The sequence below is a fragment of the Agriterribacter sp. genome (assembly GCF_035497235.1).
Classification (GTDB): domain Bacteria; phylum Bacteroidota; class Bacteroidia; order Chitinophagales; family Chitinophagaceae; genus Agriterribacter.
The window spans coordinates 13,133-34,895 of record NZ_DATJEB010000030.1; the positions used below are offsets into that span (position 1 = coordinate 13,133).

At 43.5% G+C, this 21,763-nt stretch carries 19 protein-coding genes; 6 read left to right on the forward strand and 13 right to left on the reverse strand.

Features of this window, described 5'->3' with window-relative positions; all coding sequences use genetic code 11:
* Window positions 1-17: 17 nt before the first annotated feature.
* Window positions 18-3,161, reverse strand: a complete 3,144-nt coding sequence (locus VL121_RS08010; protein WP_325403984.1) for a carbohydrate binding domain-containing protein — start codon at window positions 3,159-3,161, stop codon at window positions 18-20.
* Window positions 3,162-3,248: 87 nt separating this feature from the next.
* Complete coding sequence (locus VL121_RS08015) at window positions 3,249-4,703, reverse strand: hypothetical protein (RefSeq protein WP_325403986.1); 1,455 nt, start codon at window positions 4,701-4,703, stop codon at window positions 3,249-3,251.
* A 110-nt stretch (window positions 4,704-4,813) separates the two neighbouring features.
* On the opposite strand from VL121_RS08015, the gene VL121_RS08020 reads away from it, so the two are divergent.
* Window positions 4,814-5,473, forward strand: coding sequence for a response regulator transcription factor (locus tag VL121_RS08020; protein WP_325403988.1), 660 nt, complete (start codon window positions 4,814-4,816; stop codon window positions 5,471-5,473).
* Window positions 5,474-5,537: 64 nt separating this feature from the next.
* Here VL121_RS08020 and VL121_RS08025 read toward each other — a convergent pair whose 3' ends face one another.
* The 9 genes from VL121_RS08025 to VL121_RS08065 all read right to left on the reverse strand — a co-directional run bounded on the left by VL121_RS08025 (window position 5,538) and on the right by VL121_RS08065 (window position 15,033).
* Entirely contained in the window at window positions 5,538-6,251 is a 714-nt protein-coding gene (locus VL121_RS08025) for a sulfite exporter TauE/SafE family protein (RefSeq protein WP_325403990.1), read from the reverse strand.
* Window positions 6,251-6,778 carry a FixH family protein gene (locus tag VL121_RS08030; protein ID WP_325403992.1) on the reverse strand — a complete coding sequence of 176 codons (528 nt, stop codon included), beginning with the start codon at window positions 6,776-6,778 and terminating at the stop codon, window positions 6,251-6,253. The genes VL121_RS08025 and VL121_RS08030 overlap by 1 nt, the downstream gene beginning before the upstream one ends.
* Before the next feature lie 74 nt (window positions 6,779-6,852).
* A complete protein-coding gene (gene ccoG / locus VL121_RS08035) occupies window positions 6,853-8,292 on the reverse strand; it encodes a cytochrome c oxidase accessory protein CcoG (protein WP_325403994.1) in 1,440 nt (479 codons plus the stop codon).
* Between the two features lie 18 nt (window positions 8,293-8,310).
* Window positions 8,311-9,489 carry a cbb3-type cytochrome c oxidase N-terminal domain-containing protein gene (locus VL121_RS08040; protein WP_325403996.1) on the reverse strand — a complete coding sequence of 393 codons (1,179 nt, stop codon included), beginning with the start codon at window positions 9,487-9,489 and terminating at the stop codon, window positions 8,311-8,313.
* Between the two features lie 10 nt (window positions 9,490-9,499).
* On the reverse strand, window positions 9,500-9,670 hold the full coding sequence (locus VL121_RS08045; RefSeq protein ID WP_325403998.1) for a CcoQ/FixQ family Cbb3-type cytochrome c oxidase assembly chaperone: 171 nt from the start codon (window positions 9,668-9,670) through the stop codon (window positions 9,500-9,502).
* A gap of 17 nt (window positions 9,671-9,687) precedes the next feature.
* The gene (ccoN, locus tag VL121_RS08050) at window positions 9,688-11,826 is read right to left on the reverse strand and encodes a cytochrome-c oxidase, cbb3-type subunit I (RefSeq protein ID WP_325404000.1); all 2,139 of its coding nucleotides are present in this window, start codon (window positions 11,824-11,826) and stop codon (window positions 9,688-9,690) included.
* Between the two features lie 15 nt (window positions 11,827-11,841).
* Entirely contained in the window at window positions 11,842-12,009 is a 168-nt protein-coding gene (gene ccoS / locus VL121_RS08055) for a cbb3-type cytochrome oxidase assembly protein CcoS (protein WP_325404002.1), read from the reverse strand.
* 227 nt (window positions 12,010-12,236) lie between these two features.
* Complete coding sequence (locus VL121_RS08060; RefSeq protein ID WP_325404004.1) at window positions 12,237-12,869, reverse strand: response regulator transcription factor; 633 nt, start codon at window positions 12,867-12,869, stop codon at window positions 12,237-12,239.
* 19 nt (window positions 12,870-12,888) lie between these two features.
* Window positions 12,889-15,033 carry a PAS domain S-box protein gene (locus tag VL121_RS08065; protein WP_325404006.1) on the reverse strand — a complete coding sequence of 715 codons (2,145 nt, stop codon included), beginning with the start codon at window positions 15,031-15,033 and terminating at the stop codon, window positions 12,889-12,891.
* A gap of 269 nt (window positions 15,034-15,302) precedes the next feature.
* Here VL121_RS08065 and VL121_RS08070 point away from each other — a divergent pair, with 269 nt between their 5' ends.
* Together VL121_RS08070 and VL121_RS08075 are read left to right on the forward strand one after the other, a co-directional pair.
* Window positions 15,303-15,956, forward strand: coding sequence for a DUF4136 domain-containing protein (locus tag VL121_RS08070; RefSeq protein ID WP_325404008.1), 654 nt, complete (start codon window positions 15,303-15,305; stop codon window positions 15,954-15,956).
* A 36-nt stretch (window positions 15,957-15,992) separates the two neighbouring features.
* Window positions 15,993-16,610, forward strand: a complete 618-nt coding sequence (locus VL121_RS08075; protein WP_325404010.1) for an outer membrane beta-barrel protein — start codon at window positions 15,993-15,995, stop codon at window positions 16,608-16,610.
* 136 nt (window positions 16,611-16,746) lie between these two features.
* Here VL121_RS08075 and VL121_RS08080 read toward each other — a convergent pair whose 3' ends face one another.
* Window positions 16,747-17,298, reverse strand: coding sequence for a YqgE/AlgH family protein (locus VL121_RS08080; RefSeq protein ID WP_325404012.1), 552 nt, complete (start codon window positions 17,296-17,298; stop codon window positions 16,747-16,749).
* Between the two features lie 219 nt (window positions 17,299-17,517).
* Here VL121_RS08080 and VL121_RS08085 point away from each other — a divergent pair, with 219 nt between their 5' ends.
* Entirely contained in the window at window positions 17,518-18,852 is a 1,335-nt protein-coding gene (locus tag VL121_RS08085) for a sensor histidine kinase (protein ID WP_325404014.1), read from the forward strand.
* Here VL121_RS08085 and VL121_RS08090 read toward each other — a convergent pair.
* Complete coding sequence (locus tag VL121_RS08090) at window positions 18,824-20,071, reverse strand: S-adenosylmethionine:tRNA ribosyltransferase-isomerase (RefSeq protein ID WP_325404016.1); 1,248 nt, start codon at window positions 20,069-20,071, stop codon at window positions 18,824-18,826. The two genes, VL121_RS08085 and VL121_RS08090, sit on opposite strands and share 29 nt — an antisense overlap.
* Window positions 20,072-20,314: 243 nt before the next feature.
* On the opposite strand from VL121_RS08090, the gene mraZ reads away from it, so the two are divergent.
* Window positions 20,315-20,773, forward strand: coding sequence for a division/cell wall cluster transcriptional repressor MraZ (mraZ, locus tag VL121_RS08095; RefSeq protein ID WP_325404018.1), 459 nt, complete (start codon window positions 20,315-20,317; stop codon window positions 20,771-20,773).
* Window positions 20,774-20,852: 79 nt separating this feature from the next.
* Window positions 20,853-21,761, forward strand: a complete 909-nt coding sequence (gene rsmH, locus VL121_RS08100; RefSeq protein WP_325404020.1) for a 16S rRNA (cytosine(1402)-N(4))-methyltransferase RsmH — start codon at window positions 20,853-20,855, stop codon at window positions 21,759-21,761.
* The last annotated feature ends 2 nt before the right edge of the window (window positions 21,762-21,763 follow it).

Here is a 21,763-nt window from a genome sequence, read left to right on the forward strand (position 1 = left end):
AAAGAGACAAGGGTTGATCAATTACCACGGTAGTGATAATCTACTGTTTTGACAATATTGTTATCCTGGTCTTTTATGACTATTAGTCTCCCCAACCCATCATATTCAAAATAGGTCACTCTATTATTAGCATCACATTTACTGCTCATGCCAATAAGCGGCTCATAAGTATAAGTAGTCATTCTTGCTGTCTCGGGGTATAGACGTAGCTCATCAATGGTCTTACCTGACCCCGAAACGGTAACGGAAGTTGTAGTATTGGGCAAAACATGTTCCCAGTAGGTCCAGCCATTTTTGGCAGGACCCGAAACACCGGCTGTACTATTGACGGTGGCTGCCCCGTTTCGTGACCAGTAGGAAACGATATAAGTTTTGCTGGAACTAAGCCCTGACTTCGTGATGTTGGTACCGCTTACCAGGTTATATGATCTCTTGCCTGTTACTGCATAGGTGTTGTTACGCAGCAGGTCGGAGAGCGTCCAATTTCCTATACCGTCTGCTTCAAAAGACGTGCATGCAATATCCGTCTGTACAGCGTTGATAACTTCTGCAATGGGAGAGGTAGAATAGTAATCCCAGATATAGCTGATACGATGATCACTCTCCTTACGTATCGTCAATATATCCCCCTTATTACTATATTGCTCAAATCTTACCCTGGTTTCGATCGTGCTACCCTGATCCTGAATCTCCACCGTCTGAGGGACGTAGATCCTCGTAAAAGGTTTATAGAAATTAGTTCTTGCAAAGTTGATTTGCGTACTGTTATTGAAATCCGTTTGTTCAATAATATGTGCAATCCTGTTACTGTCTGTCATCTCCTTATAAACAGCGGTGCCCAGGAAATCAAAAGGATACTTAAAGGTGGATTTTATCGTGGCTCCTTTGCTATTTGTAAATTGTTGCTGGATATGAGAACGGTAGGTATTGTTGTAAAGATGTTCTTTTACCGTTACCACCGGATTTGAGCCATTCTCATCCCAAAGCGTATCGATCTCTTTAAGCAAGGGCTGTGTGGAAGCGAATATTAAGTACGCCGTAACTCTGCTATCTTGGATTTGTTCTCCAAACCACCTTCCAGATAACTGCATTGTGCGTACCGGGTCCAGATATTTTACACTTTCATCATATTCATACTTTACTTTCCTAAGCATTTTCCCGGCTGATGTAAAATCTCTTTTCTCAAGCAGCTTTCCTCTCTCATCCGCTTTACTTGTAGTGGGGTCCATCCGCCATTGATTCGCGGCTGTGTATACACCATTCTGGGGTAATGTATCAATGTATAAAGATTGGTCATGATTGGAATAATTGTAAACGCTGTAGCTTCCATCTAAAGATTTTTCGATGACCTCACTGTACGTTACATGGTTTCCGTCAGTAAAGCTCAGCGGTTCAATGTGGAAATCATACCAGTAATAATAGGTTAAGGTACCATTAGGTATAGGATAGGAGCCCTGATCAATGTATTTTGGTTCACCTGCAAGTACCCCGCTCGATGTTGTGCCTCCACCACTATGATTTTTTACATATAGGTATTCCTTTGAAGTAACATTGTTCAAAGCATCTTCACTCACAATTTTCCTTATTCGCAATCCTCCACACTGGTTATTAGTTCCAAGATTCTGGATTTCAAAAGGGAAACGCTTCGCGATCATAGAATACTCATGAGGCTCATATTCAAAACTGGTACTTCCTCCGGTTGGATACTTTATGGCGGTCAATATTCCCGCTTTCATTAATGTAAAGTTCGAGTTGCGGCTGGTTGTATAAGCCGGAACATCAGCATCAGTATATAAAGTAATTGGAGATTTAGGGTTTGCGGTAAAATAGTTAACTCCGTTATAAAACCCCCAATGATCAAGTTGTTGAGTTCCATAGCCAGGCAGTGCAGTTGTATTATATGTGAATAAATAAGGTGGTTTTGCAAGCCCTCCTCTTCCTATTTCCTGCACGCTGTTCAGTATAAGGCGGGAGGTCACTTGTTCGGTGTATTGGAAAACAAATTTTCTTAAGAAACCACTTCTATTAGACTCAAAGACAACTGAATCTAATTTCTTCCATTTTATATTGTTCTTTATTCCAGTGGCAGTCTGGTTTGCAGACAAGTCATCATAATCAATGGCCCCCTGAAGAGTTCCGTAATATTCATATGGCAGCTCATTGCTGTTACTTCTGTAAAACTTTACCGTTTGATCTGGTGATACAATTTCTTTTAAATAACATGGATTAATAATGCTTGTTGTACTATGTGCAAGATCAATAGCGTTAGCCGCAGACTGACCTGTCTGTTGATAGTGAGAACGCAACAGGCTTATGGAAACCGTAGCAATGATATTGTCCCGTTCATAATTGAAATTAATTTCATCATTAACAGGTGTAATTATTTTTGTCAGATGCCATGCAGTTGGAATTACAAAATCACTCTCAAATCCGCCTCCTGTGTCATAAGGACCGGAATCCCCTGTTCTCGTAAATTCGATAGAACTGGAGGTACCCCCAAAAATATATTTACAGCCATCAGGAGTAGTAAGGGTGAACCGATGAAACAACCTACGGATTGTAAAGTTGCCTTGCGCTCCTGTTTGTTTTGTTAACACATAATTATCTACTAATTCTTCCTTTATAGTAATATTTACCAGATCTTTTGATCTTACCTGCCATTTACCCTTGTGATTTAAAAAAAACGAACCTGAGTATTTGCCAAAATTGAAAATGAATTCATCCGGCGAAGGATAAATTGGCGGGTTTTGCAGATCGTCCAGAAAATAGGCGATACGGGCCGTAGATGCCCAATCGCTTCTATCAGCCTCAGCGTACATATAGTAATATCCGCGGTACGTTCGTGGTGGTAAAGTACCGTTGGGACGTATGATTTCATCCATTCCTCCAATCATCCTCCTGGTGATCATTCCACCGGCAGCAAGATCCCATCCTAGTCCTACCCAACCTGAATGAGCATCAGGACGTATGCCACCTCCGTGATAGCCTAGATTAATATCAATGGACGTCCCATTGGAGCTAACAGATCCTATAGGAATAGAGATTTGTGGAAGACCACTAAACAGCGATACCGGTATCTGTCCATATAACCCCAAAGAAGCTACATTAGGCGAAGGCGGGGTGGGTTGTGGAAAAAACTTTTTATCTAAATCTTGCGACATGAGCCTTCCCGAAAAGATCAACGAGATCAATAGGCATTTTACAAAAATGTTTCGAAGTTGCTGTATCATCGGAATTAAGGTATTAGGTTAAAAATTGTATCCCACTCGCCAAATAAAGGCATCAGTAGCTGGCGTATGCTTTCTGTGCATGAAATCATAAAGTAGCTGCATATTGCCTTTCAGCTTCTTGCCAATCTTGTATTTCCTGCTTATGCCTGCCAGTGCACTCCTGTTCCAGTTACTGTAGTTCTTAAAAACAGCCAGGCTTTCTACCGGCTTCAGGTAGTTCAGCTCCGCACCTGCCGTTAACCAAATATTGCCTCTTGCTTTCCAGTCCACAAAAAAGCGCATACCCACACCTTCTCCTGTTATTTTAATGTGTTTCCAGTTCTTGCCCCAACCAGCCTTACCAGATATGCCTATGCCCACCACACTTTTGTCGTTGATCTTATAACCTACAGTTGCCGCAATATCTGTTGTGACCGGGAAGTAGTTGCCAGCCCGCTGAGATTGAAGGCTGCTACCGTATTCCAACCGTTGCAGGAAGGTTTTTGTTTTTTGCTGGTTCGGCTTAAAATTTGGCATATTCATGTCTCCCGCGGGACTTATACCCATTTCAATGAATTTATCTTTGAGCTTTGCCATTTCACCCTGCACCTGCTGTAATTGCTGGCGAAATGCCTGTTGCCCGTTTTGCCCGCCGGCTGCTATTCGCTGTTGTGCCATCTGCATTACCTGGCTACGGGTAGGAAGTGTGGGGTCTAAAGCCGCCGTTGTTCCCGCAGAGGGAAGCGGGGCAAATATGCCTGCCAGCATTGAGTGCCTGCTCATAAATTTTCTAAAAGCCGGCAGGGTTTGAAGCGTAGCCAGTACTTTTTTAAAAAGCTTGTCCGGGTCATTCAATGTTTCTTTATATTCCTGTACCTGCCTTCCGTAATAAAATATATCCTGTTGATATTTACCGAGGTGCTTAGTAATGCCCCTGGGCAGGTTGGTATAGCTGCTCAACAGGGTTTTGAGCTGCTCCTGGCGTTGCTGCACGTAACGTTTTATCTCATCTGCCTGCTGCAATTTGTTTTGCAGTTGCTTTACCTGCTCCAGGGAACTGCCTAATTTTTGCTGAATGCCTTTTGATTGGGAAACAATATTCTTCGCATCTTTTAAAAAGCCGAGTGCGCCCTGAAGAGAATCTAATCCCGGCAGGTACTGACCACTAAAGGCTTTATCTAATTTACCATTAGCAGCATTGAGCTTTTGAGAGAGTTGTTCATACGCCGCTTTGGTATCGCCCAGCATTTCTTTAGCTTGTGATGAATCTAATTTTGAAAGCTTCCTGAGGATCTTCGCTTCCTGTCTGGAGAGGTTGCTTAAATATTTTTCGGACTGGCGGGTGAGTTGTTTATCTAAGCCTGCAGTTCTTTTATCAATGCTGCGGAGGTAATTCCGGGGTAAACTAATTACAGCATCAACACTATCCTGGGCAAGAACGGTAGTGGTTTCCAGCAATCCAAAAAGGCATACCAATAGTACCCGGCGATTCATAAGCCGTTAGTTTAGGAATGGGAAAATGATGTTTCGAAAATATAAATTCCATTTCACTTTTTATACCCCCTGTTTGGGGGTATTTTTGTTTTACCCTAACGCTTATTGTCATGATAACACCTCCCAACAAACCAACCACCGTGGCCATTGCAGACGATCATGCACTGATGAGAACCGCATTGGCAAACCTCCTCACCACCCGCGATAACTACAAAATCAGTATCCAGGCTGAGAATGGGAAACAGCTATTAGATCAAATTGACATCCAGGGTTTGCCTGATATCATTCTTCTTGACATCAGCATGCCGGTAATGGATGGCTTTGAAACCATGATGATGCTGAAAAAAAAGTATAAGGACCCAAAAGTAATTGCGCTTACCATGTATAATAACCAGAGCGCCATATCGAGGATGGCTTTATTAGGCGTAAAGGGCTATATGTTCAAGACCCTTGAAGCCGGGGAAATTTTGCTGACCCTGAATGCTGTTTTGAAGAACGGAGTATATTTTCCAGAAGAGATCAATAACCAATTGCATCTGGCTTCCGGAAACAGCCTCTACCGGAAGATCGCTTCCCTGAAACAAAGAGAGCTTACCTTTTTAAAATATGCATGCACAGGAATGACCTATAATGAGATCGCGGCTAAAATGTACCTTAGCCATCACACTGTTGAAGAATACCGGGATGCTTTATTTAAAAAGTTTGAGCTGAAAAACAAAGCGGAGCTGATTTTGTTTATACTGAAATATAAACTCGTGGAAATGGAATAATGAGTTAACATGCGGTCTGCCCTTCCTTTCACCGGGTACCGGCCGTACCCGTCTCAAATTCTAATCAGTTATGGCATTCTACCGCTGTACCTGGTGCGCTTTGCAATACAGGACTAATAAAAGGGATGCCCAAATTCATTCCCCTCAAAATTAATACTACCGCCATAAGCGCTATACCATAAGGTACGGCTTTGCGCATAGCCTGTCTTACGCTAAGGCTTAGCGATGTGCCAAAATAGCTTATCGCCATCATGGCAGGCAGGGTGCCCAGCCCAAACATGGCCATAAACAATACCCCCTGATCTACAGTTGAACCGGTAACTGCGGCGGCAATAGCAACATATACCATGCCACAGGGAAGCAAGCCGTTGGCCATGCCCAGCAGCAGGTACGAAAAAAGATTTCTTTCCGATTGTAATAAAGCAATAATAACGCCCTGTATTTTTTTGTAAAATGCCAGCATAAAAGGAGGCTGAACATTTTTTTTATAGCAGTAATACAGGATAAGCAATACTAAAACGAGTATCCCTATACCGATTGAAAATCCTTGCTGAAAGCCGGCGATATATATATGCCTTCCGGCAAAGCCAAATAATAATCCTAACGAAGCATAGGTAACAATACGCCCAAACTGGTACAACAATAAAGCCGCGAACCGCTTAATACGGGAGAGATGATGAACAGGCAGGGCCATAGCCAGCGGGCCGCACATACCCACACAATGCAAACTGCTGAATATTCCCAGCACAAAGCCTCCTGCTATCCATTGCCACATCATTACATACTTAATTTTTCTTCACTGTAATAGTGTTCATTATTACTGATCCATTCCATTTTTACCGTATAGTTTCCCGCGGTAAACAAGGCAGCATCCAATTCCTGGATGGCATCCTTATCCGGCCGCAACTCAAACCTCCTGTCCATCCTCTCATCATAAGCGCAATAAAACCACAGGGTGCCCTGTACGTTGCTGTTCTTCATTTCTTCCGGCAACTGCACAATAACCCGGTTCCCCGATTTTACAATACGCACTTTGCCGCTTAACGCGTTTACCCGGTTGTTCCCGTCAATTACCTGCTGGTATTTTAATTCACTTTTATAATACCCTTTCTCTACCAACTGAAAATCGGTTTGCATGGCCTGGTAAACCATAAAGCCCATCAGGCATATAAAAACAACAATTACTATAGTGAGTTTATGACCCCAGTTCATATCATTTCCTTTTACGTTAATATTATAATCCTTAACTACCGCTATGTTAATCGAAAGATGACAGACAAGAGACGTGAAATGTTCACCATTCACCTCTCACCTTTTACCATTTACCCTTCACCTTTCACCTTTCACGTCTCACTTCTCACAATATAATTAGCATAACGCTACCGTGCTGCCGGCCCCATGAAATTAGTACCCAGCGTGGTAATTTTATGATCTCCTTCGTATACGCCGATTTTCAGCTTTGTTTTTCTTGTCTCAATAATATGGCGCGGCAATACAATAAAGAATGAACCTTTGCCCTGCCCCTCTCTTTTTACTATAATATCTTTCCCTTCCGCTTCTATAATGCTGCCCGGCATGTTTTCCAGCTTTAAGGAAAGCGATACATCGTGTACCGTTTTATTAATGATCTTGATGTTATACAGGTTCGATACACTGTCGGCTCCCCGTTCCTGGTACAGCATGCCTCCGGCTCTCAGTATGGTGCCATCCACATCTTTACGGGATACCAGTAAAGCAGTTAACAGACTGGTTAAAACCACCAGCAAAACAGTATAGAATTTCATCCTTCCCGTAAACTTCAGCTTCTTCCCTTCCGCGATACCATTCTCCGAAGCATAGCGGATCAATCCTTTTTCCCTGCCCGTGGCATCCATCATTTTATTACAGGCATCAATACACGAAGTACATCCCACACATTCCATTTGCGTGCCATTACGAATATCTATACCCGTTGGGCAAACTTTTACACACTGGAAGCAATCTATACAATCGCCCGGTACAGGCGCCAGTTCGGCGGCCTTTTGCTTTCTGAACTTCCCTCTTGGCTCGCCTCTTTTATAGTCGTAGGCAACGATCATGGAGTTACGATCCAGCAACACGCCCTGCAGGCGACCGTAAGGGCAAATTACCGTGCAGGCCTGCTCGCGGAAATAAGAAAATACACCATAAAACACGCCGGAAAAAATAACGATGGAAGACAGTCCGCCTATATGTTGCGATGCCGGCTCCCTTATAATCTTCAGCAGTTCATCCATTCCTATAATGTAAGCAAGGAAAAAATTGGAAACAATAAAAGAAAGCAGGAAGAACACGAAGTGCTTGGTTGTTTTCTTTACCACCTTATCGCGGTTCCAGGGTCCTTTGTCTAACAGCTTCTGCGCCGGCGCATCACCTTCTATAGCAAATTCAATTTTACGAAAAAGCATTTCCATAAAAATGGTTTGCGGACAAACCCATCCGCAAAACAATCGTCCGAAGGCAGCCGTAAAAAGTATGATGAATACAATGCCGGTGATCATGGTGATACCGAATATGAAAAAATCCTGCGGCCAAAATACCCTGCCAAATAAAATAAATTTAGCTTCTGGTATATTAAACAGGAATAACGGGCGACCTTTATACCGAAAGAAAGGAAGGGCAAAAAACAAAATAAAGAATCCCCAGCTCACCCATGTACGAATGTTGAATAATTTCCCCCTGGTTTTATGGGCATATACCCATTTCCGCTTACCCTTTTCGTCAACAGTAGCTATCCTGTCGCGAAAAGCGTCCGTTTCATTCTGCGTTGAAGCATGTTGTATGTGTTGCTGCTTTGCCATTTTATTAACTCCCTGTTTTTACGGGGTTTTCACTTCATTATTAGCCGCAGATCCGGCTACAGGTGCCGGCGTTGCATCTGCTGCTTTAAACAACCGGCCCTCCGCCGCTTTTGCACCGGCAGGGTTAGTACCGTGCAGCGACATTACATAGCTTGACACCTGCGCTATCTGCTTATTGGAATAGCTGGTTTGCCATTGCGGCATCGCGTTTATTCCGTATTTAATGGTTTTAAACACACTTTTCACATCGCCGCCGTGCAGCCAGTAATCATCGGTAAGATTGGGGCCAACCATGCCTCCGCCATCATTTTTATGACAAGCTACGCAGGCAGCAGTATATATTTTTTTCCCTTCGGCAAGATCAGCGGCATCAACAGATACGGTAACACTGTTTTCATCAACCGACTCCCCTTTTTGGGCGAGGTAGGTTTTTACTTCTTCATCCGCTTTCTTTACCGAAATCTCAAACTCTTCCCTGCTCAAGGGCGCACTGTAAGACACGTGATACCGCCATAAATAAATTACCCCAAAAATAATGGTAGCATAAAAACCATATAGCCACCAGGGAGGAAGCCGGTTATCTAATTCGCGGATACCATCATATTCATGATCAAGCGCTATATCGGCCTCCTGTTCAACGGGTTTGAATTTATTAACCCGGCTCCACCAGGCGCCTAACGATTTGGATGTTACCAAAGCCGCTTCCGTGGTCTTCACTTTATCCGCTTTAAGCAAAAACCTGATATTATAGAGTAATACCAGGATCACCAGCATTTCCACAAAAATGATAGTGATCATGGTATAAAAAACAAAAGCGGACAGACCGCCAAATGTTTTTGGGTTAGCAACGGCTGCCTGTATGGCTTCAGTAGTATTCTGCGCTACAGCAGAACCGGTTAACAATAAAAACACCCCGGTAACAACTGCCGCAGGCGTTGTATTTTTTTTCTCGTCTTCCTTATCTTTTTGAAGTTTAATGTCGGCTATCCCTGTCAGCAACTGCCCCAGCATAAATATTACAACCAGTAATATCAGCATTAACGTCATTAAGGTTAACGCCAGGGTATTGTTGAGCGCAGAAGGCAGCGGCGGTCCAGCGGCAACAGCGGCCAAACTTCCTGTGAACGTAAACAATACCAGTAATGATAACGGTTTGAATATCCGGACTAAGCGGTGTGGATTGTTTTTAAAAAGCATACCATTTATTTTATTGCTCCTGGTTATCTAATGGAATACGGCTGATTTCCTCGATCTTACTTTTATCGGCTTTGAACACCCATGTCAGCATCACTATAAAAAAAATAAAGAATATACCAAACGATGTTAGTCCGAGGATATCCACACCGCCAATCTTTTCTAAGTAATTAATAAATTTCATATTACCTGAGTTATTATTTATTGCATAGTGGTTTCACCGGCCATTGTCTTTTGTTCCAGCTTAATATCGGTACCCACACGCTGCAGGTACGCAATGAGCGCTATGATCTCTTTATTCGCCGGTGTTTCAATCTTATCTTTTTTAAGTCTTGCCGATATGGCTTCCGCCTGCGCGGTAAGGTCCTGGTTAGCCGTTTTATCAAACCCTGCAGGATAAGGCACTCCTAATTTTTGCATCACTCTTATTTTAGCAGGCGTACTGGCGGTATCCAGCGCGTCATCTAACAGCCACGGATAAGCGGGCATCACCGATCCGGGCGACATGGAAGCGGGATCGTCCATATGGTTATAATGCCAGCTATCGGGGTATTTGTCTCCTATACGCGCCAGGTCGGGGCCCGTGCGCTTGCTTCCCCATTGAAACGGGTGGTCGTATACAAACTCGCCTGCCTTGGAATATTCGCCATACCGCGCCACTTCATCACGGAAGGGCCGTATCATTTGCGAGTGGCAGGTGTAGCAGCCTTCTCTTACATAAATATCGCGTCCCTGCAATTCGAGGGGTGTATAGGGTTTTACACTTGTTATGGTAGGAATATTCGATTTTACCAGGAAGGCGGGAATCATTTCCACCACACCACCAATTACTACTACAATCAGGCTCACCACTAATAAGGTAAGCGGTCTGCGCTCAATCCACCGGTGCCAGTGCTCTTTGCCGTAGTTTATTTTTTTAGGTAGCGGCGCTGCCTCGGCAGCTTCATTTGCAATGAATTTTCCGGCAGCTATGGTTTTAGCCAGGTTATAGCACATCAGCAATGCACCCGCCAGGTATAAGCCTCCGCCCACACTACGGGTAATATACATGGGTATGATATTGGTTACAGATTCCAGGAACTGAAATTTCAGTTGCCCTTCCGGTGTAAACGTTTTCCACATTAATGTTTGTGTAAAGCCTGCCCAGTATAACGGTACAGCGTACAGTATAATACCAATGGTTCCCAGCCAGAAATGATTGGTAGCCAGTTTTTTGGAATGAAGTTGCGTACCCCACATTTTGGGAACGAGGTAATACAGCATAGCAAAGGCCATAAAGCCGTTCCAGCCCAGTCCGCCTATATGCACATGCGCTATGATCCAGTCGCTGTAATGCGCAATGGCGCTGATATTTTTTAAACTCAGGAGCGGACCTTCCAGTGTAGCCATTCCATAACAGGTAATAGCCACTACCATAAATTTCAGCACAGGGTCTTCCCGCACCTTATCCCAGGCGCCACGCAGGGTAAACAGCCCGTTAAGCATGCCGCCCCAGGAAGGGAAGATGAGCATTAAAGAAAAAACGGTACCCAGCGATTGCGCCCAGTCGGGCAGCGCGGTATATAATAAATGATGCGGGCCTGCCCATATATAAATAAAGATCAGCGCCCAAAAGTGAATGATAGAGAGCCGGTAAGAATACACCGGCCGATTGGCGGCCTTGGGAAGAAAATAATACATGAGGCCCAATATGGGTGTGGTAAGAAAAAATGCCACCGCGTTATGCCCGTACCACCATTGCACCAGCGCATCCTGCACACCTGCGTACCAGCTATAGCTTTTCATAAAGGACACAGGTATCTCAAAAGAGTTTACAATATGCAGCATGGCTACGGTAACCCAGGTAGCAATGTAAAACCAGATAGCTACATATAAATGCTTTTCTCTTCTTTGCAGAATAGTGCCAAACATGTTAATCCCGAACACTACCCATATCAACGTAATAGCAATATCTACCGGCCACTCTAACTCCGCATACTCCTTGCCCGAAGTATATCCCATTAATAGGGTTACTGCCGCGGCAACAATAATAAGCTGCCATCCCCAAAAATGGATCCAGCTTAACTTATCGCTGAACATGCGGGCTTTACACAACCGTTGCAGCGAGTAATACACCCCTGTAAAAATACAGTTGCCTACAAAGGCGAAAATAATAGCGTTGGTGTGTAACGGACGTATACGGCCAAACGTAGTAGGCGCAAGATTAAGGCTGGTAGCTGGCGCATAAAGCTGGATGGCCGCCCAAAGTCCGGCCAACATGCCCACAATAGCGAAAATTACCGTGGCATACCCAAAAGCCTTTACAATCTTATTGTCATAACAGAACTTTTCTACTTGCATATCCGGGAATATTTATCAGGGTTTTATTGTTTTATTAGAAGGCGTTTCGTTGTCAAACAATATTCTTGAGGAAGGAGAATAATCATCCTCAAACTGTCCGCTTTTTACACTCCATAAAAAGGCTAAAAGAAACAGGCCGGCTACAGAAATGCTGGCTATTAAAAGAATGATCATTACACTCATTATGCTGGAGTTATTTGTAAAAGTATTTGGAGCGGGGAGGATAAGTTATAAGCAATATCAAGAAGCAAAATGACTTTTGTCATGCTATCGTCAGGGGGTGGGGAATGGTGAATGGTGAGAAGTGCGGGTGAGACGGGAGAGAAAAGAAGTACCAGGCCCATCATTAGTATACTTTAGCTGATCGATAGCTGACACCTGATACCTGATACCTAACACCCGACACCTCTTCAGATCAGCTTATGATCTAGCGCATACCTTGTAAGATCGGCATTGGACTTCATTTCCATTTTTTCGAGTACCCTTGCCCGGTAGGTACTTACCGTGGTAACGCTTAAAGACAGTTGTTCCGCAATATCCGATACCGGCTTTCCCCCGGCAAGCAGTTTAAACACATCAAATTCCCTGTCGGAAAGCTTTTCATGCAGGTTGAGTTCCTGGTTTTTAGAACCGAATGCATCTGCTAATTTTTCCGCTACTGCCGGTGTAATAAATTTTTTACCCAGCAAAACAGTATGTATGGCCTTAATAATATCTTCATGAATATTATCCTTGCCCAGGTAACCTGCGGCGCCAGCCTTTAAAACCCTGAGGGCATACTGATCTTCGGGATACATGCTCATAATCAGCACAGGCAAAGAAGGATAGGCATGCCTGATCTGGTGCAGCGCGTCTAACCCGCTGCGCCCGGGCATATTTAAGTCGCAGATTACAATATCCCATGGCGCTTCCATCAGCTTAGACATGAGTTCTTCCGTATCTTTAGCCCCGGCTAACTGCGCAGAAGGATACTCTTCAAGAATAAGTTGTTTTAGGCCCTTTCGTACAATAGCATGATCGTCTGCAATAAGAATCCGCATCATAATACCTGGTTTTTCGGATTTAGATAATCGTATTTTTCTTTTCCACCGGAACTATTACTTTTACCGTAGTACCTCCCCCCGGTTCACTCGCAATTACATATTTTCCACCCATCATCAAACTTCTTTCTTCCATTCCCAGTATCCCCAATGTACGCTTTTGATTAAGGATAGCCATATCGAAACCTTTGCCATTATCCTCAATATTCAATATTAGCGCCCCCTCTTTTTCCCGCAAGTTTACCTTCACATGCCGCGCTTCCGCATGACGGGCAATATTAGTAAGGGATTCCTGAAAAATACGAAATAAACCCGTTTTAGTTTCAGGCGGCAACTCCGGTATACCGGCGGGCAGCATTACCTCCATTACCACACCCGTATTTTTTTCAAACTCCCCCGCCTGCCATTCCATTGCCGCAATCAGCCCCAGGTCATCTAACAGCGCGGGACGCAATTCCGCACATATCCTGCGAACCCATTTCATGGTAGCATCAATCGTTTCCAGCAACCCGCTTAACCGGGTTACTACCATTTCGTCCGGGTGCTGCATTTTTTTTATTGTCCATGCCACATCCATTTTTAAAATGGTGAGCTGCTGCCCCAGTTCATCATGAATTTCTCTTGCAATATTTTTCCGCTCGTCTTCCCGCACCTGTTCCAGGTGTCCGCTCAGCATGCGCACCTGGCCAAGCGACTGCTTAAGCTTTTTTTCTACTGCTACTTTCTGCGTAATATCATTAGACAGGATCAACCTGATATCCCTGCCATCCAGCCGCATACTGTAAGCATATATTTCAACAAAAATAATACTCCTGTCTCTTTTATACTGCCTCCACACACCCGCGTTATGGTAACCCGAAGCGTTTTCCTGCATATACCGTATAAAAGCATCTGCATCGGCCTGTGGATGGATATCCCGGAAATTCAGTTTTAAAAAAGCGTGCCGTGCATAGCCATAATGATGAATGGCCGCGTCATTTACATCCGTAATATGCATGCCCGGCATGGTCATCATCCACATGGGTAACGGGTTGTGTTCAAATAAGAACTTATACTTTTTTTCGGAAGCCAGTAACTGGTCTACCACCTTTTTCACCTCCAGCGTTCTGTCTTCTACCTGTTTGCCTAATTCCGAATTAAATTTTTTCAGTTGCTCCTCCAACTGTTGCTGAGCGCTGATATCTCTTACAATAGCCACCACTCCTTTCATTTTGCCGTTAGCTGCTTTTATAACCGCTGCCGAAACCAGCACGGTAGCCTGTTCACCACTCTTTTTTTGAAAAGTGGTTTCGCCTTCCCATGATTCATTTTTCAGTAACGTTTTTACAATAACAGATTGAAACGCCTCCTTATACACCGGCTTCACAATCTCTACCACTTTTCTCCCGCGTATTTCATCTTCATTCCAACCCGAAAGCCTTTCTGCTTTGCGGTTCCAGCTCACTATTGTAAAGTTTTTATCGGTAGAAATAACGGCGTCCTGTATGTGCTCCATCAGCAGCGCGTTATATTGCATGGCCGCGTTTGCCTTTCTTCCCCACAGCACATCAACTCTTAATTTTTGTACCAGCATAATCATAAGCACAATCAGCAGCGCTATTTCAATGTACCATACCGTTCTAAGATCTGCTACTGCTTTGGCATTCTCCTGTTGCAGTGTTTTTAACCGAAGCCGCTCCACCAGCGTAATGCGGCTGATCAGCCCCCTTGCTGCGGATACAAAATTATTAATCGTATCGGTGGTTGTCATTTCCATTGCCTTTGCCTGCCCTTCCAACCGCCGTATATTAATGATACTGTCTGACCAGGCCTTCCCGCCGAAGATGTACAGGGGAAGCGAATCTATCTTTTGCCGCTGAAGCGGATCCGCTTTGGCATAATGCTTCAACTGATCATAGTTATGCTTAAAGTCATCATAAATTTGCTGCAAAGAAGAAAGGTACCTGTCATCCCCTGCTAATATGTACTCCCGTACCATAATATCATTCATGGTGGCTCCGGCAAGTAATTTTTCAGTGTAATACAAAATATTTTGTGCGTTAGATATACCGGTAAAAGTATGGTTCACCTTTGAAGATTGCCTTATGGATATATATACTGTTACGGCTACTATAACAGTACTGATAAAAAGCGTGAGCAACAATATTTTTCCCGTAGTCAACTTCATTAAAAAGCAGTAATAAATAATTCCGTTTTATATACACTATTTTAATTGCGCTAACCATGAGGAAATTACATAAAAACAAAACAACTTCCACATACACACATAAATAAATCAAAAAAATACGGAAGAATGATACTAAAACAGCAAACAGCTAAGTATAAACCACTACACAAAACAGCAAGAAGACCGCCTGTTAGTGTATTGTTAACATTACAACCTGTAATTAAACATGTATGCCGTATCAGTGTCTATAGCTGAAAGCAACATAAGCTATGAAAAAAAATAAAATATACCTGGCACTAACAGCAGGTTTACTGTGCATTGGTTTCCTGGGTAGTTGTACAAAAGACCCTTTAAAAAACATGACCAATGATGAAAGCCGTATTTACATCACCAACTACGATAGTTCTGTTCTTTTTAATTCATTTCATACCTACAGCATTTCCGATTCGGTGGCAGTAGTACGCAATGGCGCGCTCCGGAAACGTACATTAACAGCAACGGATGCAGCTTTTATACAGGCCGTAAAAGATAATATGCAGATGCGCGGTTATCAACTGGTAGCCAATGATGAACATCCCGACCTTGGTATTAATATCAGCAGCGTATTTAACAACCAAACAGGCGTAATCAGCTATCCGTCTTACTGGGGCTATTATAACAGCTACTGGGATCCTTATTACTGGGGATACGGCGGCTATGATTATTACTTCCCTTATGTTTCTTATGCAGTATACCAGATCCGCGAGGGTGCGTTATCGGTTGACATGGTTGATCTGAAAGATGCAGGAAAGGATAAAAAAATTGAAGGCGTATGGAACGGACTGATAAGAGGAGAGGCTGTTTTTAACGCTTCAACCGCTGCTTCCCAGGTAAAAGCGCTATTTGACCAGTCGCCATACCTCAGCAGCAATAGCAATCATTAAAAAACAGGTAGTTGTATACATTAAAAACACATCGTCATGAAACCGTTTAAAATATTTTTTTTTACGCTACTCTGCGCGGGTTTCGGGTTGCCTGCGCTTGCACAACAGCAAAAACTAACCATGAATATTAATTATGCTGTACATATGCCCACGGGAAATTTCAAATCAAATCTTGTAAGCAAAACTTCTTTTCGCGGGTGGAACGCTAACCTGTTATATGGCATTACAGATCAGCTTTCGCTGGGACTTGAAGCGGGCTTCAGCGATTATTACCAGAAATATCCGCGGCAGGTATATACTACTAAAGGCGGTGCCGTATCGGCCGTTCTGAGCAATTCCATACAAACCGTGCCGGTAATGATTAAAGGAAGATTTAACCTGGCACCTTCAGGAATAGTGCAGCCGTATGTTGGAGCAGGGGTGGGCGGTAATTTTGTATCGTATACCCGGTACCTCGGAGAGTTTGGAAGCAGTAAATCAGGTGTTTATTTTGTTGCTTCACCCGAAGCGGGTATCGCTATACCCTTCAGGGAACACGGGGCATCGGCATTTACATTAGGCGGCAGGTATAATTTTATGCCCTTTAGTTATGGAGATAATAAAAATTTAAATAACTGGGGATTATACGCAGGTATCAGGTTCCCTTTAAAATAATAGCAATAAAATAATTGGCCATGTGCGGATGCGTCCCCCAGGTAAAATGCCGGGGGACTTTTTTTGCTATTGTTATGACAAACGTGAGATGGGCTGTCTCACGATAATATACAGCCATCATTTGATCGGCTTAATGCTAGTTCAACTGCGGATCAATAGGAAAATTGGTCATCAAACTATAATCACCGCCAAGCAACCTGAGCGACTCCTTCCATATGTCTTCTGCATTGTACTTAAACACAAGGTCTTGCTTTGCCATAGCGGTAATCCAGCTTTTCCCTTCCAGTTCTTCATTCAACTGGTTGCTACCCCAGCCTGAATAGCCGATATAAAACCGGATGCTCCCGGGATTGAGCTTATTTTTCCGCAGCAGGTCCTTAACAATCCCAAAATCGCCTCCCCAGTAAATACCATCGGTTACTGCCTGGCTGCCGGGTATCTGGTCCGGACAAACATGCAAAAAATGAAGCGTATCGGCTTGTACCGGGCCGCCAAAAAAAACAGGTATCTTGATGCCTTCCAGCTCAGGTATAATTTCATCGAGAGTATGCGCTATATGCTTGTTCAACACAAAACCAATACTGCCGTCTTCCTGGTGATCGCATAACAAAACAACCGTGCGCATAAAATTAGTGTCCTTAAGAAAAGGCTCCGCAATTAATAATGTACCAACCGAAGGTGTAAGCATTTGATCTAAGTTAGTATAGAAAATACTGACCGGCAATTAAAATCAAAAAAATACCTTTAACAACGCAGGTTTTTACAGATATGGCACAGGGAATGCCTAATTTTTGTATACTTGTTGCTCGCAAACCATTATACGAATCCTTATCCTGATGTAAAATTGAGTTAAATCATCCATGCCGCAACTAAACCCCAGTTAATATCAAAGTAATTTTACAGGCCAATGAAGAAAATTTACTTACTGATCATTATTCTTATCACCCTTTCGCTTATTGGCATTATAGTGGTGCAGATCATGTCCATTAAAAATGCCCTTATCATTAAAAATGAACAATTAGAACAGAATATCCAGATGGCGGTAAATGAAGTGGGGCAGGAAATAGCCGAACAATCGGGTAGGTTTCCTTCCGCGGGTTTCCCCAAATTATCTCCTGAATGGCCTTCGGATCAATTTTTAAAATTGCTCAAAACACCTACCGTCGCACAGCGCTATACACCCAGCCAGGTATACGATAAACTAAAGATGGCTTTAAATAAATATGGTTTTAAAAAAACAAATTTTGAATTTGCCGTGCTAAACCGCAACAGCATCACCAATAACTATGAAATGCAAACCATTAATTTCAGCAAATTACTGGCAGACACCGCCCGGAGCCGTACCTTCTGGTTCCCGCTTTCGGTACCTACCGGTAGCAGTGCCGAAGGATTTGTTGCAGACGAGGAGCTATGGGTGATTTTTCCAAATGTAGAAAATTTTTTAATAGGGTCGATGAGCTGGATGATCACGGGATCGGTATTGTTTACCCTGGTGATCTGTACGGCATTTTTCACTACCGTTCGCACCATGCTCCGTCAAAAAAAGCTAAGTGAAATTAAAAGCGATTTCATCAACAATATGACGCACGAGTTCAAAACCCCGCTGGCAACCATATCACTGGCGGTAGACGCATTAAAAAATGATAAAGTATGGCGAAGTAAGGAAAAAATGGACTATTTCAGCGGCATCATAAAAGACGAAAACAAACGGATGAACAAGCAGGTAGAAACGATACTGCAGGCCGCTTTGCTGGACAAGCAGGAAGTGCAGCTTAACATGAAGCCGCAGCATGTACACGAAGTGATAAGCCGTGTGGCAGATAATTTCAGGCTGCAGATGGAAGACAGGAACGGGAAGGCCGAACTGCAGCTCAGCGCCGCAAAAGACGTTATTGAAGCGGATGAAGTACACTTTACCAACCTGCTCAGCAACCTGATTGACAATGCCATTAAATATTCAAAAGATACCGGGCTGCACATAAAGATATACACGCAAAATACAGGCAATGCCATCCGCATTAAAATTGAAGACAACGGCATAGGCATGACCAAAGAAACAGTGAACAGGATATTTGAAAAATTTTACAGGGCGCATACAGGTAATGTACATAACGTAAAGGGATTTGGGCTGGGGTTAAGCTATGTTAAAGCTATGGTGGAAGCACAAAAAGGAAAGATAAAAGCAGAGAGTGCACCCGGAAAGGGTTCAGCATTTACGATGGAGTTTCCTTTGCTCCGGTAAACAATAAACAACCATCACCATAACTCAAAAACCTGAAATTATTTTCCAATGCATAGCGATACACTGCTTTCCACTGTTCTCCAATAAGCGCGGCTACCAGTAACAGTAAGGTGGATTGCGGCTGATGAAAATTAGTGATCAGCCCTGAAATGATTTTGAAAGGATAACCCGGCGCTATTAAAATCTGTGTTTGTGTAAGCAACCTGTTCATATGCCGGCGCTTCATCCACCCCAGCAGCGCCAGCAGGGATTCATCGGCTGGTACGGTATATGCGGAAAGGATTTCATATACTTCCCATTGTGTTATCGCCAGGCTATCAACGTCAATGCCTTCGTGCTGCTTCACTTTAACACCCATCCAATACAGGCTTTCTACTGTTCTTAGGGAAGTAGTGCCCACACAAAATACTTTGCCGGTGTTTTGCAATAACTTTTCAATGGTTTCATAACGCACATCTATAAATTCGGTATGCATAGCATGATCCTCCATGCGTTCCGCTTTAACTGGTTTAAAAGTACCCGCACCTACATGAAGCGTTACAAAATCATGTGCAATGTGTTTATCCCGGAGCGACTGAAAAATGTCATTTGTAAAATGCAGTCCCGCCGTTGGAGCAGCCACTGATCCTTCCTGCCGGGCATAGATGGTTTGATACCTTTCCCTGTCATTTTCATCCGCCTCCCTTTTTATATAGGGTGGAAGGGGCATAACCCCGGCATGATGTAATATATCCGCAAAAGATAAATCACCCGGCTCCCATTGCATTTCAACGGTAAAGCTATCGGGTAATCTTTCTGCAAGCAATGCTTTCAATATAATATCGCCTGTGCCGGTTACTATCTTCTTTTCCAGCACAGCACCCCGCTTCCATTTGGATGCCCCCCCAATAAGACAGTTCCACCACACCCTGTTCTTTTGCAGCATAGCAGTAGTAACATCGGCGTACCGCGCATGCGGCGAAAGGCAAAATATTTCGATACTGCCTCCTGTTGGTTTCTGAAAAAGCAGCCGGGCTTCCACTACCCGGGTATCATTCAACAGCAGTAAGGCCCCCTCCGGCAGATAACCGGCAATGTGGTGGTAAACATCTTCCGTAATATTTCCCTGTTCATATACCAGCAGTTTCGAAGCATCGCGACTGGCTAAAGGGTAGGCGGCAATACGATTTTCAGGTAAAGCATAAGTAAAATCTTTGATTTGTAGCTGTTTTGGATCCATAGTGCAAATATGCAACGGTATTCTTGTAAGTTAATAGCTATCCACATTTATCCACAGCTATCCACATTGTCCGCAGGTATTATGCAGCAAATCAGCCCTAAAATCCCCTTAGAATTACTGCTGGTAAGGGTTTTAAAAAAAAAGTTTGCTGTGGATAAAATAATTAAATTAAATCCCGCGTTAAAGGTGGGAAAATGTGTTATTTTGTGGGAATAAATGGGAATTAAGTATAACTCTTTATAAATGATACGGTTTTTAGGGGAATATGAAGCTACGCTGGACGCAAAAGGTCGGTTTCTCCTTCCAACAGGATTTAAAAGGCAAATCCCGGAAGGGGAAACCGGTAGCTTCTTTATTAACAGGGGATTTGAGCGTTGCTTAACCCTGTACCCGATGAAAAACTGGGAACCCATTTTTGAAGACATAGGAAGAAAAAGTGATTTTGATCCAAAAGTACGCGAATTCCGCCGCTACTTTTTAAATGGGATAACAGTGGAACTGGATGGTGCAGGGAGATTGTTGTTACCCAAAAATTTAATGGAATACGCCGGACTGGAAAAAGACATTGTGCTGGTTTCGGCCTTTGATAAAATTGAAATCTGGGATAAAAATAAGTATCAGCAGTTCTTTGACACTTTTTCACCCGAAGCATTCAGCCGGTTGGCTCAGGACGTAATGACGGATAAAAGCGGGCAGGTATAAGTATTACAGTGTCAGGAGGTGAAAGGTCAAAGCGGAAACAACCATTTCCACGCTGGCTTTTCACCTTTAATTTACCATTATGGATCAACCATATCATATACCTGTTTTAGCCGGCGAACTCGTTAATGCCCTGCAGGTTAAACCTGCAGGCGTATATGCAGACTGTACTTTTGGCGGTGGCGGACACAGCGGGGCCATTTTGCGTGCATTGAACCAGTCAGGCAGGCTTATTGCCTTTGACCAGGATGAGGATGCCAGGCTCAATATACCCGATGATCCACGGATCATTTTTGTACCGCATAACTTTCGTCATCTTAAAAAATTCCTGCGGCTTCATAAAATAGATGAGGTAGATGGTGTAATCGCCGATCTTGGCGTATCCAGTCACCAGTTTGACGAAGCCGAACGGGGGTTTTCCACACGTTTTGAGGAGTCGCTGTTAGATATGCGCATGGATCAGCGCCAGGAGCTTACCGCTGCAAGCATACTGAACAGCTATACCGAACAGCAACTGCATAAAATGTTTGAGCAGTACGGTGAGGTAACAAACGCCAAAACCCTGGCCAAAACAATCGTACAGCAACGGCAACTGGTATCCGTTAAAACGGTTAATGAATTTAAGAATGCGGTTTCCCCGGTGGTAAAAGGTAATCCTAACAAATACTTTGCCCAGGTATTCCAGGCTTTGCGCATTACAGTGAATGACGAAATGGGGTCCTTACGGGAAATGCTGCAACAACTCCCTTCTCTCCTTAAGAAAGGTGGCCGTATTGCCATCATAACGTTTCACAGCGTTGAAGACAGAATGGTAAAGCATTTTTTCCGGAACGGCAGTTTTGAGGAAACAGCCGCCGATTCGTTATACGGCACAAAGCCGGAAAGTCCTTTTCTTATTATTACTAAAAAACCAATAGTGCCTTCCGCGGCCGAAATAGCGGCAAATCCAAGAAGCCGTAGCGCTAAGCTGCGGGTAGCAGAAAAAAAATAAAC